At 47.3% G+C, this 14,459-nt stretch carries 11 protein-coding genes; 9 read left to right on the top strand and 2 right to left on the bottom strand.

The genetic code is table 11. The features are described 5' to 3' along the window. The first annotated feature begins 28 nt into the window (after nucleotides 1-28). On the top strand, nucleotides 29-412 hold the full coding sequence (locus tag RS24_RS09050; protein WP_021777903.1) for a hypothetical protein: 384 nt from the start codon (nucleotides 29-31) through the stop codon (nucleotides 410-412). On the opposite strand, the gene ubiG is transcribed toward RS24_RS09050, so the two are convergent. Next, a complete protein-coding gene (gene ubiG / locus RS24_RS09045; RefSeq protein WP_021777902.1) occupies nucleotides 409-1,149 on the bottom strand; it encodes a bifunctional 2-polyprenyl-6-hydroxyphenol methylase/3-demethylubiquinol 3-O-methyltransferase UbiG in 741 nt (246 codons plus the stop codon). The two genes, RS24_RS09050 and ubiG, sit on opposite strands and share 4 nt — an antisense overlap. 179 nt (nucleotides 1,150-1,328) lie before the next feature. On the opposite strand from ubiG, the gene RS24_RS09040 reads away from it, so the two are divergent. The 8 genes from RS24_RS09040 (at nucleotide 1,329) to clpB (ending at nucleotide 12,716) form a co-directional block, all read left to right on the top strand. Beyond that, nucleotides 1,329-2,597, top strand: coding sequence for an aspartate kinase (locus RS24_RS09040; protein ID WP_021777901.1), 1,269 nt, complete (start codon nucleotides 1,329-1,331; stop codon nucleotides 2,595-2,597). Nucleotides 2,598-2,624: 27 nt separating this feature from the next. Further along, nucleotides 2,625-4,874 carry a phosphoenolpyruvate--protein phosphotransferase gene (gene ptsP / locus RS24_RS09035; RefSeq protein WP_021777900.1) on the top strand — a complete coding sequence of 750 codons (2,250 nt, stop codon included), beginning with the start codon at nucleotides 2,625-2,627 and terminating at the stop codon, nucleotides 4,872-4,874. Between the two features lie 59 nt (nucleotides 4,875-4,933). After that, nucleotides 4,934-5,839, top strand: coding sequence for a RodZ domain-containing protein (locus tag RS24_RS09030; RefSeq protein WP_021777899.1), 906 nt, complete (start codon nucleotides 4,934-4,936; stop codon nucleotides 5,837-5,839). A gap of 9 nt (nucleotides 5,840-5,848) precedes the next feature. Further along, nucleotides 5,849-6,982, top strand: coding sequence for a flavodoxin-dependent (E)-4-hydroxy-3-methylbut-2-enyl-diphosphate synthase (gene ispG / locus RS24_RS09025; protein ID WP_021777898.1), 1,134 nt, complete (start codon nucleotides 5,849-5,851; stop codon nucleotides 6,980-6,982). 2 nt (nucleotides 6,983-6,984) lie between these two features. Continuing rightward, a complete protein-coding gene (gene prfA / locus RS24_RS09020) occupies nucleotides 6,985-8,052 on the top strand; it encodes a peptide chain release factor 1 (RefSeq protein WP_021777897.1) in 1,068 nt (355 codons plus the stop codon). A 15-nt stretch (nucleotides 8,053-8,067) separates the two neighbouring features. Then, a complete protein-coding gene (gene prmC / locus RS24_RS09015; RefSeq protein ID WP_021777896.1) occupies nucleotides 8,068-8,988 on the top strand; it encodes a peptide chain release factor N(5)-glutamine methyltransferase in 921 nt (306 codons plus the stop codon). Between the two features lie 329 nt (nucleotides 8,989-9,317). Next, entirely contained in the window at nucleotides 9,318-9,911 is a 594-nt protein-coding gene (locus tag RS24_RS10170; protein ID WP_021777895.1) for a DUF4167 domain-containing protein, read from the top strand. 180 nt (nucleotides 9,912-10,091) lie between these two features. Then, nucleotides 10,092-12,716 (top strand): ATP-dependent chaperone ClpB, encoded by a 2,625-nt coding sequence (clpB, locus tag RS24_RS09005; protein WP_021777894.1) that lies wholly within the window; start codon nucleotides 10,092-10,094, stop codon nucleotides 12,714-12,716. A gap of 205 nt (nucleotides 12,717-12,921) precedes the next feature. On the opposite strand, the gene RS24_RS09000 is transcribed toward clpB, so the two are convergent. Continuing rightward, nucleotides 12,922-14,256 carry a M23 family metallopeptidase gene (locus RS24_RS09000; protein ID WP_021777893.1) on the bottom strand — a complete coding sequence of 445 codons (1,335 nt, stop codon included), beginning with the start codon at nucleotides 14,254-14,256 and terminating at the stop codon, nucleotides 12,922-12,924. Nucleotides 14,257-14,459: the final 203 nt, after the last annotated feature.

Here is a 14,459-nt window from a genome sequence, read left to right as displayed (position 1 = left end):
CGCGTTTTGAAAATAAAGGAACCACATCATGGACTTGATGATTTCAGCCGCACTTATCGAGCTGGCAACAAAAGGCAATCCCGTTAATTTACAAAACAAGATTGGTGGAGAAATTGTTTACAACCTTGAAACTGATCGTGGTGTTTTAATAGAAGATGAGCACTATGCGCCGCCCGCATTGGAAATAAATGGCACGATTTATAGAATGATTGCGCCAGGTTTAACGACGGATAATTTTATTATCCAGACCAGTGATTTGATTGTCCGAATGGATGCGGGTGTCAGTGAGGGGGATAATGTTCTGCGAGTTGTTGCTGCAACACCTTTAACAGGGGTGTCTGTTTATGATAGCGATGGGGAGGGCCTTTGGCGGACTATGAAAAATCACTTCGGTATTGGCAACCGGAATTAATCATATTGTTTTTGTGCAAGGCCGATATAATTGACCCCGAGATCTTTTGATAAATGCCATTTACCTGTCAGCGGCATGAAGCTCATACCGGCTGTATCGAGATTATGCATGCCATTCAGGGTCAGATAATCCGTCAATTCTTGTGGCGTAAGGAATTTATGCCAGTCATGAGTCCCGGTAGGGAGCCAACGTAATATATATTCCGCCCCTAAAATCGCCAATAAATATGACTTCGCTGTGCGGTTAAGGGTTGCGTAGAACATCAATCCTCCGGGTTTGACGAGTTGACCGCACGATTTCATGAAAAGATCGACATCGCCAACATGCTCCACTACTTCCATGTTCAGCACCACATCAAAAGTTATTTTCTTTTTGACAAGCTCCTCGGAGGAGATAATTTTGTAATCAATGTCAAGACCTTCTTGTTCGGCATGAAGGCGGGCAACTTTGATATTAGCCTCAGTGACGTCAATGCCGGTGACTGTTGCCCCCAGACGCGTGAGGGGTTCGCAGAGCAAGCCTCCACCACAGCCAATATCAAGAATGTTCACACCCTTTAGGCTGTCTGGTGCGCTTCTTAGCCGGTTAAACTGCGTGCAAATATGTGTGATGATATAGTCGAGACGCGTCGGGTTAAACTTGTGAAGAGGCTTGAACTTCCCGTCAGGATTCCACCACTCCGCAGCCATGGCTTCAAACTTGGCGACTTCCTCGGGATTTATCGTTGACGCATTCATGACTTATTAAACCTCAAAACTTACATAACGACAATCTTACAGTTAGTAGGTACTTGCACCAATAGGCTTTTTTCGTGTAAGCATGCCGCACCTGCGACATTTTAAACACTTCATGGGCAGATGAAGACTTAATATCGCTCAAGCGATGATGTTGTAGCTTAAAATCGAGGATAAGGATTATGGCGCGTATCGTCATGAAATTTGGTGGCACGTCTGTTGGTGACATTGAGCGCATCAACAATGTTGCAGCCCATGTTAAAGAGGAATATGACGCCGGCAATGAGGTTGCGGTGGTTGTTTCGGCTATGTCGGGTGAAACCAATCGACTGGTTTCATTGTGCCGAGATATTTCCGCTTTCCATGACGCCCGTGAATATGATGTGGTTGTTTCTGCTGGTGAACAGGTGAGTGTCGGACTGTTGGCGATGGCTTTGAACAAAATTGATGTACCTGCGCGTTCTTGGCTTGGTTGGCAATTCCCGATTCTGACATCCTCGGTTCACGGGTCTGCGCGGATACAGGATATTGTTACCGACGCTCTTGAGGCGCAATTCGCGGATGGACGCGTTGCCGTAATTGCTGGATTTCAGGGGCTATCGCAAGAAAACAGAATCACGACTTTAGGTCGGGGCGGGTCTGATACCTCTGCCGTTGCAGTGGCAGCAGCGCTCAATGCCGATAGATGTGATATCTATACTGATGTTGAAGGGGTTTACACGACAGATCCACGCCTTGTGCCGGATGCACGTAGATTAAAAAAAATAAGCTACGAAGAGATGCTGGAAATGGCATCTTTGGGATCAAAAGTGCTTCAGACAAGATCTGTTGAACTAGCCATGGCGCATAAAGTCAAATTGCAGGTGCGATCAAGTTTTGATGACCCGGCCAAGAAGAAAGATGTTTCTGAGGACGGTATTGCAGGTACAATGGTCTGCAGTGAGGAAGAGATTATGGAACAGGAAATTGTAAGCGGCATTGCCTATTCTAAAGATGAGGCGAAAATCACCTTACGACGGGTGGCTGACCACCCAGGAACAGCGGCAGCGATTTTTGGTCCGCTGGCAGATGCAGCGATTAATGTGGATATGATTGTTCAGAATATTTCCGCAGATGGTGGCTATACAGATATGACTTTTACTGTCCCAAATGATGATTTAGCGCGCGCTCACCAGTTGATTGAGTCCATGCGTGAAAATATCGGTTTTTCGGAAGTTGAAAGTACGAGTGGGCTCGCCAAAATTTCTATTGTGGGTGTTGGGATGCGAAGTCATGCCGGTGTTGCCCAGAAAATGTTTACGGAATTGGCCGATAAGAGCATTAATATTCAGGTGATTTCTACATCTGAAATCAAAATCAGTGTTCTGGTGGATGCTGATTATACCGAACTTGGTGTGCGTGCGTTGCATGCCGCCTTTAATCTGGATGGTGGTAATGAGGGTGCAGGATAATGCCTTTAACCCGTCGGGAGGGTTAGCATGCCTCTAACGATGGAGGGGCCAAGGGTATTATTGCGCCGCTTGCGGCAGGTCATGGCTGACCGAGCTGATCGACAAACGCGACTTGATAAAATCGTTGAGTTGATTGCCACCAGCATGAACACGGCTGTGTGTTCGGTTTATCTAAAAAGTAACGAAGATACGCTTGAGCTTTGTGCAACCGAAGGGTTGAATCCTTCATCCGTTCATAAAACCACTTTGAAAATCGGTCAGGGTCTTGTCGGTGATGTTGCTTTACATGCGCGTCCGTTAAATTTAGCTGAGGCAAAATCTCACCCGCGCTTTGTCTATCTTCCTGAAACTGGGGAGGAAGCGTTCCAGTCTTTTGTAGGTGTGCCCATTCTCAGCGGCGGGACGGTCATTGGTGTTTTGGTTGTTCAAAATACAAGTCATCGCTCGTTCGTTGATGAAGAAATTGAAGCCTTGCAAACCGTCGCCATGGTGCTGTCGGAAATGCTGGCTGCTGAAGGACAGTTTCGTGCCGTTGACGAAAACCCGCAAGGCCCAGCTCGTCTTGTCGGATACCCGCTGACAGAGGGGCTTGCAATTGGGCAGGTGGTGATGCATGAGCCGCGCGTTGCGGTGGAGAGCCTGATTGCTGAAGATATGGATGTTGAGTTTTCCCGTCTTGAGGCGGGAATTTATGAGTTGCGCCGTGCTGTCGATGAAATGCTGCGCACGGAAGATGTCTCCCATGCGGGTGATCATCTTGATGTGCTGGAAACCTATCGGATGTTTGCCAATGATGAAGGGTGGTTTTCCAGAATGCGAGAAGCGGTGCGGACCGGTCTTACTGCAGAGGCCGCAGTGGAACGTGTTCAGAACGATATTCGTGCCCGTCTTACCGGACAGCGTGATGTGTACTTACAGGAACGCCTTCACGATTTTGAGGATCTTTCAAATCGTTTGTTGCGGGTGCTTGTCGGCAAAACCCTAACGGCGAGTGCTGAGAAGCTTCCAAAAAACGCTATCCTTGTTGCACGGAATATGGGCCCTGCAGAGCTTTTGGATTATGAGCGGCAAAACCTGCGCGGGCTGGTGATTGAAGAGGGTACTGCCAGCGCGCATGTGTCGATTGTCGCGCGTGCCTTGGGTATTCCGACGATTGGACGGATTGTTAATATTGTGAATCTTGTAACGGATGGTCAGTCAATTGTGGTCGATGCTGATTTGGGTGTCTGTTTTCTCAATCCGTCATCTGAAGTGCTGGACTCTTATAATGAGCGCATCAAGCTTATGGCGCGTCGGCAAAAGCAATATGCGCGGCTTAGAAAGCAACCGGCTGTAACGCGAGATCACAAAAAAATTAACCTTGCGGTCAATGCAGGACTTATGGTCGATGTCAGCAATATGAAGGACAGCGGTGCGGAGGGTATTGGTCTTTTCAGAACGGAATTACAATTTATGATTTCGGCCAAACTTCCCAAAGCAAAAGAGCAAACGGCTTTTTATAGTCGCGTTATGGATATGGTTGGCGATCAACCGATTATCTTCAGAACCGTTGATATTGGTGGTGATAAAATGCTGCCTTATATGCGTCAGATGCAAGAAGAAAACCCTGCCATGGGATGGCGCGCGATTCGTATTGCGCTGGATCGCCCCGGTCTTTTGCGGATACAAATACGCGCCCTACTTAATGCGGCGCAAGGCAGGGATTTGCAAATTATGTTTCCAATGATTGCTGTCGTTGATGAGTTTCTGGCGGCGCGGGACATTCTTGATAAAGAGTTGGCGCGGCTTAATAAATCCGGTCAGACAGCACCAAAGTCGTTGAAAGTGGGGGCCATGCTGGAAGTACCCTCGCTTATTTGGCAATTAGATGATTTATTGCCACATTTGGATTTTGTCAGTGTCGGCACGAATGATTTGTTCCAGTTTTTCTTTGCCAGTGATCGTGGGAATCCGAGGGTCGGGGAGAGGTATGATTTATTCTCTTCAGCCCCACTAGCTATGATGAAGCATATTGCAGATACATGTAAGCGTCATCACAAGCCGGCAACAATTTGTGGTGAATATGGCGGACGTCCGTTGGAAGCGATGGCTTTGCTCGGGCTGGGGTTTTCAAAACTATCAGTCCCGCCGACATCTGTCGGCCCCGTAAAAAGAATGATAAGGTCTTTGAATCTTGAAAAACTACAAGGTTTGATGAAAAACCCGCCACCACATATTACTCTCAACTCCCGTAAGGGGTTTGAAAACCTTGCAGAGTTTTTAAGAGTTAAGCTTTAAGCGTTTGCATTTACCACGCAGCAAGATTTATAATAATAAGCAAGGTAGGGCTTTGTGCCATGTCAGATGATTTAAAAAATAAATCGGTAGGTTCGCTTTTGCGTCAGGCAAGGCTTGCGCAAAAAGGAAAGCTACCTGAGATATCGGAAAACCTTCGTATCAACCACGAGCATCTCAAAGCGCTTGAGGAAGACAATGCAAATGGTCTTCCCGGACTGGCCTATGCTGTGGGTTTCATCAGAAGTTATGCCGACCATCTTGGGTTAGATGCCGAAAGCCTCATCGCGCAATATAAAAGCCAGACTTCAGGTATCAGTAATGGTCTTGATTTTCCTGTCACCGAAGATGATTACGAATTGCCAAGTTTTATTCTTGTTTCTGGCCTGCTGGTTGTCTCAACCATTACGTATCTCTTTTGGGCTTTCTTGATTGATGCAGAGGAAATTGTGATGGATAAGACAAACTCCATCAGCGCCTATGAAGAGACAAGTGAAGACGATGAAGCGTCAGTAATATTTCAAGATAGAGCTTTGGACAGGCCCCTCATGAACGATGAAGCTCTGTCGGACGAAACAACAGCTATCATGTCACAGAAATCAGTACAAAAAGATACCGTGATAGAAGGAACAGCTGACACTGCGGGAGAAAAAGAGGTCATTTCGGACACAGTCGTAGATACGAAGCCCTTGCCGGAAATTGCCGGTTCGCCTCTTTATCTTCGCGGTCTTGGGCAGACATGGCTAAGAATTTCCGATGGAACCGGTAAAGTTTTGTATTCAAGTATCATTCTACAAGGTGAGACTTATCAACTTCCGCTCGACGGTGTTATCAAAATTGATACATTTGATGCTGGCAAACTTGAATATTTTTACGAGGATAAAGTAGGGCCTCGGCTCGGGAAAGACGGCGAAAATTTGCGCGGTAAGACAATTTCCGTTAAGAGCATTTTAGACAGCATTCAATAGGCGATTTTCATGAGTTTACGTCCGTGGCGAGATATAGATAGACGCGTGTCACGTCAGATACATGTTGGCTCAGTTCCCGTGGGTGGTGATGCACCTATATCCGTTCAATCCATGACGAATACCGTTACGAGTGACGTGCAAGCTACGATTAGCCAAATTAAAGAGCTTGAAGAAGCTGGCGCGGATATTGTCCGTGTCTCCTGCCCCGATGAAGAAACGACTACGGCGTTAAAAGATATTGTGAAAGCTGCAGCGGTGCCGATAGTCGCAGATATTCATTTTCACCACGCCCGTGCTATTGAGGCTGCCGAGGCAGGGGCGGCATGTCTGCGGATTAACCCCGGGAATATCGGTAATGCCGAGAGGGTGCGCGATGTAATTCAAGCCGCGAAAGACCACGGTTGCTCAATGCGTATAGGTGTCAATGCCGGATCGCTAGAGAAGCATTTGCTTGAAAAATATGGTGAGCCATGTCCTGAAGCAATGGTGGAAAGCGCATTGGATCATGTGCGAATTCTCCAAGACCATGACTATCACGAATATAAAATCAGTGTTAAAGCCTCTGATGTATTTTTGTCGGTTGCGGCCTATCAACAACTTGCAGAAGCAGTGGATTGCCCGTTGCATATTGGTATTACGGAAGCGGGCGGGTACACCTCCGGCACGGTGAAGTCATCCATTGGTATTGGATCTTTATTATGGGCGGGGATAGGGGACACGCTCAGAGTGTCGCTTTCTTCTGACCCTGTGGATGAGGTGCGGGTTGGGTTTGAGATGCTCAAATCCTTAGGCCTGCGCCATCGTGGTGTAACGATAATTTCATGCCCGTCTTGTGCTCGGCAAGGTTTCGATGTGATAAAAACTGTCCAGACGCTTGAAGAGAGATTGGCCCACGTGTCGGAACCGATAACGCTGTCGATTATTGGCTGTGTGGTGAACGGGCCGGGTGAAGCGCGCGAAACTGATCTCGGCTTTACCGGCGGGGGTGCCGGCTCGGGTATGGTTTATGTCTCTGGTCGTCCTGATCATAAAATGTCGAATGAAGAAATGGTTGACCATCTGGTCGGTCTCGTTGAAAACCAAGCTCAGATGATGCGTGACAATCAACCGGACAACCCAGTTGCCAGCGAAAATGAGATTTAATCATGTTACCTGAGGACCGTCTGGATGCTATTTTAGCGCGCGCTGAAATTTTGCAGGAAAAAATGAACGGTGAATTGCCACCGCAGGAATTCGTTTCCTTGTCAAAGGAATATTCGCGTCTTGAACCTGTTGTCGCAGCCATCACGAGATATCAAAAATTAATTGCAGAAATTGATGATTTGAAATCTATCATTGGTGGTAGCGATGAGGAGATGAAGGAGCTTGCCGAAGCCGAGCTTACTGAATTGGAAGAAAAACTACCTGACGTGCAAAAAGAATTGGAAATCATGCTTCTACCCAAAGATGAAGCGGATGATATGAACGTCATTCTTGAAGTTCGCGCGGGAACTGGTGGCGATGAGGCGGCTTTATTCGCTGGTGATTTGTTTCGCATGTATTGTCGTCATGCCGAAATTAATGGCTATAAAGTGGAAATTCTTAGTACGTCGGATGGCGATATTGGCGGTTATAAAGAAGTTGTCGCGGCCATTAGAGGCGACTCAGTTTTTGCCCGCCTTAAATTTGAAAGTGGTGTTCACAGGGTTCAGCGCGTACCTGAAACGGAAAGTAGTGGGCGCATTCATACCTCTGCTGCGACGGTTGCTGTTTTGCCTGAGCCTGAAGAAGTTGATGTGCAAATTGATGACAAAGATTTGCGGGTGGATGTGTTCAGGGCGTCAGGCCCCGGCGGACAATCAGTCAACACGACTGATAGCGCGGTGCGGATTACGCATTTACCGACAGGTATTGTTGTCAGTCAGCAGGATGAAAAATCGCAACATAAAAATCGTGCAAAGGCCATGCAGGTTCTTCGTGCGCGCCTTTTTGAAGCGGAAAGAGAGCGTTTGGAAAGCGAACGCTCAGCAGATCGGCGGTCTCAAGTTGGATCGGGTGATCGCTCGGAGCGCATTAGGACTTATAATTACCCCCAGGGGCGCGTGACAGACCACCGTATAAATTTGACATTACATAAGTTGGAAAAAATTGTTGCCGGAGATAGTCTTGATGATGTGATTGATGCCCTTCTGGCCGAAGATCAGTCCAGACAACTTGCAGCAACGACAGATTAAAACAGGAAGCTGGTTATGACTCAGAACGCGCAACATCATGCGTATCATACCGTGGAGCAAGCGCAAATAAACCTTAGAGGCAGATTTAAAGAAGCCGACATCTCCACTTATGAGCTGGATGCCAGAGTTTTAACCGGCTTTGCACTTAGTTTGGATGATATTGGTCTCATCAAGCACGCGTCACGTAGTGTTACGGAACAGGAAAATAAGATTCTTGAAAAAGTTTGTCTGGCAAGGTTGGAAGGCAAGCCAGTCTCTCGAATTATTGGCGTTAAGGAATTTTACAGCTTGCCATTTCATATATCACCGGCAACCTTAGATCCGCGACCGGATAGTGAATGTCTTGTCGACTCGGCCTTAAATGCTGCCGAAAAGCTTGCAAAATCAAAATCGAAACCGTTAAAAGTGCTTGATTTGGGCACGGGGTCTGGGTGTTTGCTGATTGCGTTTGCCCATGCTTGCAAGCAAAGAGCTATTCAGGTCAAAGGACTTGGTGTAGATATTTCTGCAAATGCCTTGCGACAAGCGCGCATTAATGCTGCCATTAATGGTGTTTCGGATTCCGTAAATTTTAGACAAAGCGACTGGTTTGAAAATGTTTCCAGTAGATTTGATATTATTATCTCCAATCCGCCTTATATTTCGTCGGGTGAGATTGAAGCATTGGCTCCCGAAGTCAGTAAGTATGACTCGAAAACTGCTTTAGACGGTGGGACGGACGGTCTAGACGCTTATCGGAACATTATTTCGAATATAATGAGCTTTATTCAGCCGGGGGGATGTGTCCTTTTCGAAATAGGTTCGGAACAGGCGGCTTTGGTGACTAATCTTGTGCGGCAGGTCATCGTTACACCTCCACAAGTCACAATCAGTCATGTTTCAGACCTTTCTGGATTAAATCGGGTTGTGCAGGTGGAATTTGATATAAACAGCTGAGATGTTTCTTGGAGGAGTGAGATTTTATCTCATAATAAATTTTTTTTAAAATTTTTGAAGTTTAGGCTTGGCATTAGGCCTGGGATTGAGTAGCTTGCCCCTCATCGGAGAGAAAAACTCAATAAGGGTTTTCCGCCAACCCCCAAATTAAAAGTTTTGTCTTTATCATTCATCGCTTTGATGTGGGGTATACCAGCCAAAAGATGCGTTGTTCATCAAGACCAACACATTTGGAGTTTCCAAAGGTTGTGTATGTAGCTTTCTGAAAGAACGGACAAGATAGAAGTTCTATTTAAAAATATTTAAATATCGCTAACAGGAATGAAAATATGAAACGCTCACGCGGTCGTGGAAGACGTCAAGGTAACTCGTCTAACAGGAATTACGAAAGTAACGGACCTGATTTGAAAGTCCGGGGCAACGCACAGTCGATTTACGAGAAATACCAATCTCTTGCGCATGATGCCTTATCATCTGGTGAGTTAATAACTGCTGAAAATTATCTGCAGCATGCTGAGCATTATTTCCGCATCGTTCAGGCAAACCAGCCCGTTCGTCAGGAAGAAGAGACATCTGTTGAAAATGGGCAACCACCCGTATTGCATGATAATGATGCGGTAGAGCCGCTTGTCCTTAGAGGTGATGAAGAAAGCGCGGATACTGAAGCCTCTGCAAAAACTAACGGTGCTGAGAACGGTGATGCCCGCGAAGAAAAAAATTCTCGCCGTCGAGGTCCTTTACGTCGTCGGCGTCGGGATGACAATGGTAATCGGGGTGATAATGGTAATATTGGCAGTTCGGAAAATGCCGGTAATGGTGAGGTAACAGCTTCTGCTGATCAAAGTTCTGAAATGGAAGCTATCGCTACCCCCACAACAGCGCCTACAAACGATGCTTCAGATGATGAAGCCGCTTCCGCATAATAATTTGCCTTATAATTGATGGCCTAGCTAAACCCATCCATCCCTAAAAAACTTAATAATTGCTCGATACGTCTATGTGATTTTGACAAGTCCCCATGCAGGGTCTTGCAGTTGGCATTTGGTCTACCCATATAAAATCTGTGGCCGCTATCTATTGCGGCAGGAATTATGGAGCAAATAATGTTGCCGGAGAATTTAACAGACAAGTTAAAAGGGTTTGTCGGTTCGGCACAGGGCCTAGCCCTCAGGGAAGGTCATCAGCGTTTTGAGCCGATACATATTTTAAAAGTTTTTATGGATGACCCTGACGGTCTCGCCTCGGGGCTTATTCAGGTGACGGGTGCGAGTCCTGAGAAAATACGCGGTGGTGTTAATGCTCATTTAGGAAAAATGCCTAAAGTCAGTGGCGGTGGGTCTCAACTCATGATGTCCCCTGAAACAGTGAAGGTTTTTTCTACGGCTGAAGAATTAGCTCAAAAACGTGGTGATAGTTTCATTTCGGTGGAGTTGATGCTTCTCGCCATGCTTAAGACCGACGACACGGAAGTATCTAAATTTTTAAAAGAGGCGGGGCTTGCTGCAGATGATTTGGAAAAAGCCATTGCTGCGCTCAGAAAAGGGCGGCAGGCGGATAGGGCGTCTGCCGAGCAAAGCTATGAGTCGTTGGAGCGCTACACCCGTGATCTGACCGATGATGCGCGCAATGGCAAGCTCGACCCCGTGATTGGACGCGATGAGGAAATTCGCAGGTCCATTCAAGTGCTGTCCCGCCGCACGAAAAACAATCCGGTGCTTATTGGTGAGCCGGGTGTCGGTAAAACCGCGATTGCTGAAGGTCTGGCGTTACGCATTATTGATGGTGATGTGCCTGAAAGTCTCAAGGGTAAGAAACTACTTTCTCTGGATATGGGGGCGTTGATTGCCGGTGCGAAATATCGCGGCGAATTTGAGGAGCGTCTGAAATCTGTCTTGCAGGATGTTACGGAGTCTGAAGGTTGCATTGTTTTGTTTATTGATGAAATGCACACGCTTGTGGGCGCTGGTGCAGGGGAGGGCGCTATGGATGCGTCGAATCTTCTTAAGCCTGCTTTGGCACGCGGCGAGTTACATTGCATCGGTGCGACGACACTTGATGAATATCGCAAGCATGTTGAAAAAGATGCTGCGCTGGCGCGACGCTTCCAGCCTGTTTATGTTGATGAACCGCATGTGGATGACACGATTTCTATTCTGCGCGGACTGAAAGAAAAATACGAACTGCACCATGGTGTGCGGATTACAGATGCGGCTCTGGTGGCGGCAACCACCCTGTCTAATCGTTATATTAATGATCGGTTTTTGCCTGATAAAGCGATTGATCTGATGGATGAAGCGGCCAGCCGCTTGCGGATGCAGGTAGACAGCAAGCCTGAGGAACTTGATGAGTTGGACCGGCGCATGATTCAGTTGAAAATCGAGCGCGAGGCATTGAAAAAAGAAACCGATAAAAATTCTGCCGATCGTCTTGCCAAGCTTGAGGTTGAGTTATCGGACTTGGAAGAAAAAGTTTCGGTTTTGTCTGCCCGTTGGGAGCATGAAAAAACACGACTGTCGGATATGCAGAAATTGAAAGAACAACTGGACGCGGCGCGAATTGAGTTGGAACAGGCGCAACGTCAAGGTGCGTTGGAGCGCGCGAGTGAATTGTCCTATGGCATTATTCCCGAATTGGAAAAACAACTAGAGGTTGATGTCGCCGATGATGAGGCCACTCAAAACACGTCATTAATGCTCGAAGAAGCCGTTACGGAAGAGCATGTCGCGCAAATTGTCTCGCGCTGGACGGGTGTGCCCGTCGATAAATTAATGTCAGGCGAAAAGGAAAGATTACTGACCATGGAAGACGCATTGCATAAGCGTGTCATCGGTCAGGATGAGGCGATTGCGTCTGTTTCGAGAGCTGTTCGCCGGGCGCGGGCAGGCCTGCAAGATCCGGCACGGCCGATTGGTTCTTTTTTGTTTCTTGGGCCCACGGGCGTTGGCAAGACCGAGCTTTCCAAAGCGCTGGCAGAGTTTTTGTTTGATAATGAAAATGCCATCTGCCGGATAGATATGTCCGAATATATGGAGAAACATTCGGTGGCACGGCTCATCGGCGCGCCACCAGGTTATGTGGGCTATGGAGAAGGCGGCGCGATGAGCGAATCAATCCGACAGCGACCTTTTCAAATTGTTCTGTTTGATGAGATAGAAAAAGCGCATCCAGATATTTTCAATGTGCTGTTGCAGGTGCTTGATGACGGGCGACTGACAGACGGGCAGGGGCGCACGGTTGATTTCAGCAATACGCTCATCATTATGACATCTAATCTCGGTGCATCGCATCTGGCGGCGCTGGATGATAGTGAGACTGTCGATAAGGTGCGTCAGGAGGTTCAAGACGAGGTACATGGCTTCTTCCGCCCGGAATTTATCAACCGCCTTGATGAAATGATTTTGTTCGAACGTCTGAAAGAAGACCAGATGGGCGATATTGTCGAAGTGCAACTGGCGCGGCTGGAAGCGATACTGCAAAGCCGGGACATTCATTTGGAATTATCGAATGATGCGCGGGCATGGTTGGCCAGTACCGGATATGATCCTGTGTTTGGTGCGCGCCCTTTAAAGCGTGTCATTCAAAAAGAAGTGCAAGACCCGCTTGCGGAAAAAATTCTCGCCGGTGAGGTGATGGATAACAGTGTTGTTTATTTGGGTGTTGCTAAGGCCGAAAACAAAGCTGATAGCGATACGCTCAGCTTCTCCACCACCCCGCCATCGGCTAATTAAGTGACGCAAATTTAGTCCGACAGATTAAAGATGTGAGGTTAACGAGTTAATTACTCGTTTGTCTCACTCAGATATTGGGCACATATTCTCTCCATGCCCCACCAACAGAGAAGTGGAAAAAATATGCATATGATAAAAAATAAAATATTGTTGCTATTGATTAGAGAGCTATCAATTTTTCCTTCAGTTTGTTAATTGCGAAAGCCTAGTCAACCGCTGAGGGGTCGAGGCCTGCAGCGAGGTCTTGAGCGAGGCGGGTCAGGTTCTGTCGAACTCGGTCAAATTCGACTTTTTCTTCTTCATCCAGCTTGGTCAAAACTGGCATCTCGATTGTCAGCGGATTTACGGATCTGTCGTCATAGGTGATTTCATAATGCAGGTGAGGGCCGGTTGCTAGCCCCGTTGCGCCGACATAGCCAATTACCTGACCCTGTTTAACAGGCGAACCGGTTTTGAGACCGCGGGCATAACCGTTGAGATGCGCGTAAAGCGTTTTGTAATTATTCTCGTGATTAATTCTGATGCGCTTGCCGTGATTGCCTTCCACGCCAAGGGCGGAAATCACGCCATCACCCGCAGCAAAGACAGGCGTGCCGCGTCGGGCGGCAAAATCCACCCCACGATGCAGGCGCGTGAAGCCAAGTATAGGGTGTTTGCGAAGGCCATAGCGCGAGGAAAGTCGTGCGCCGTCGAGTGGGGTCTTCATCAATAGTCGCGAAATACTGTTGCCGCTTTCATCGAGATAATATGTTTTGTCATCATCGCGGGTTTTATAATGCCAATAGGCTTGCCGTTTGCCTTTAATGGTCAGACCGGTATAGAGAATTTTTCCTGTGTCGGCCTGTTTACCGTCCGGGTCAAACAGGCGGGTATAAAGCACTTCAAGCCGGTCGCCTTCACGAATTTCACGCTGGAAATCAACTGTGAACGAGTACATGCGGATAAGCTCAATCACCTGCGACGGAGCCATGCCCGCATTTCTTGCGGATTGATAGAGGCTTGAGGTGATTTCTGTGTCGATGAGAAAGTGCTTTTCCGTCAAAGGACGATTTGCGGATACCGCTTTGAAACTGCCGTCTTGCAACTTGCGGACGATGATACGTTTGGTTGGTGCGGGTATCAAATCAAACCCAGCAAATGAGGCGGTCTTTTTAGAGGCGTCGGCATCCCATTCATAAAAAAGCCTGAGTTCCTGACCCTCTCTCAAGGTTCTTGGGTTCAGAATCGTTTTCAAGGCGTCAAGCGCGCTGTCTGCGGTAACAATATCAATCCCTTTATTTGTCAGTAATTCAGCGAGTGTACCCCCTTTAACGAGAGACGCCGTCTCTGAGGTGCGCATCATGGGTTTTTTGTCTAGCCAGATGGGGTCGATAAAAGGTGCTGCGGGCACTGGGCGTGCGGAAATACGTGTCTGATTGGCATCCGCCTCCACATAGTTTCTGAAGGCCCAGAAACTGAAAAATAAAGAAACGATTACCGTCAGATAAAACAAGTTACGGCTCGGGCGCGTTTTTATGCGAACTTCTTCAGAATCTAGCATTTTTCCACAAAAAATTTATGTGACAGAATCATATCTTATTGGGTCACCAATGACCATAGTCGGAATGTATCAGGCATGGTTTTGGTTTGAAACCGGCTTAATGTGTTACTATCACCCCCTGATTGCGCCCTTAAAAACCCTCAAATAAAGCGAATAATTACTGATTTTGCATGATTTCTGTATGTAGTGTGCAAATAAAAGAA

Origin of the sequence: Candidatus Micropelagos thuwalensis (assembly GCF_000469155.1) — a bacterium.
Classification (GTDB): Bacteria; Pseudomonadota; Alphaproteobacteria; order RS24; family RS24; genus Micropelagius; species Micropelagius thuwalensis.
The sequence above is the reverse complement of the archived record's forward strand: the minus strand, read 5'-3'. Positions and strand labels throughout refer to the sequence as shown.

Bases quoted from the DNA above. Each gene is read 5' to 3' on its own strand.
- RS24_RS09050 (WP_021777903.1), top strand. From the start codon at position 29: ATGGACTTGATGATTTCAGCCGCACTTATCGAGCTGGCAACAAAAGGC.
- ubiG (WP_021777902.1), bottom strand. From the start codon at position 1,149: ATGAATGCGTCAACGATAAATCCCGAGGAAGTCGCCAAGTTTGAAGCC.
- RS24_RS09040 (WP_021777901.1), top strand. From the start codon at position 1,329: ATGGCGCGTATCGTCATGAAATTTGGTGGCACGTCTGTTGGTGACATT.
- ptsP (WP_021777900.1), top strand. From the start codon at position 2,625: ATGCCTCTAACGATGGAGGGGCCAAGGGTATTATTGCGCCGCTTGCGG.
- RS24_RS09030 (WP_021777899.1), top strand. From the start codon at position 4,934: ATGTCAGATGATTTAAAAAATAAATCGGTAGGTTCGCTTTTGCGTCAG.
- ispG (WP_021777898.1), top strand. From the start codon at position 5,849: ATGAGTTTACGTCCGTGGCGAGATATAGATAGACGCGTGTCACGTCAG.
- prfA (WP_021777897.1), top strand. From the start codon at position 6,985: ATGTTACCTGAGGACCGTCTGGATGCTATTTTAGCGCGCGCTGAAATT.
- prmC (WP_021777896.1), top strand. From the start codon at position 8,068: ATGACTCAGAACGCGCAACATCATGCGTATCATACCGTGGAGCAAGCG.
- RS24_RS10170 (WP_021777895.1), top strand. From the start codon at position 9,318: ATGAAACGCTCACGCGGTCGTGGAAGACGTCAAGGTAACTCGTCTAAC.
- clpB (WP_021777894.1), top strand. From the start codon at position 10,092: ATGTTGCCGGAGAATTTAACAGACAAGTTAAAAGGGTTTGTCGGTTCG.
- RS24_RS09000 (WP_021777893.1), bottom strand. From the start codon at position 14,256: ATGCTAGATTCTGAAGAAGTTCGCATAAAAACGCGCCCGAGCCGTAAC.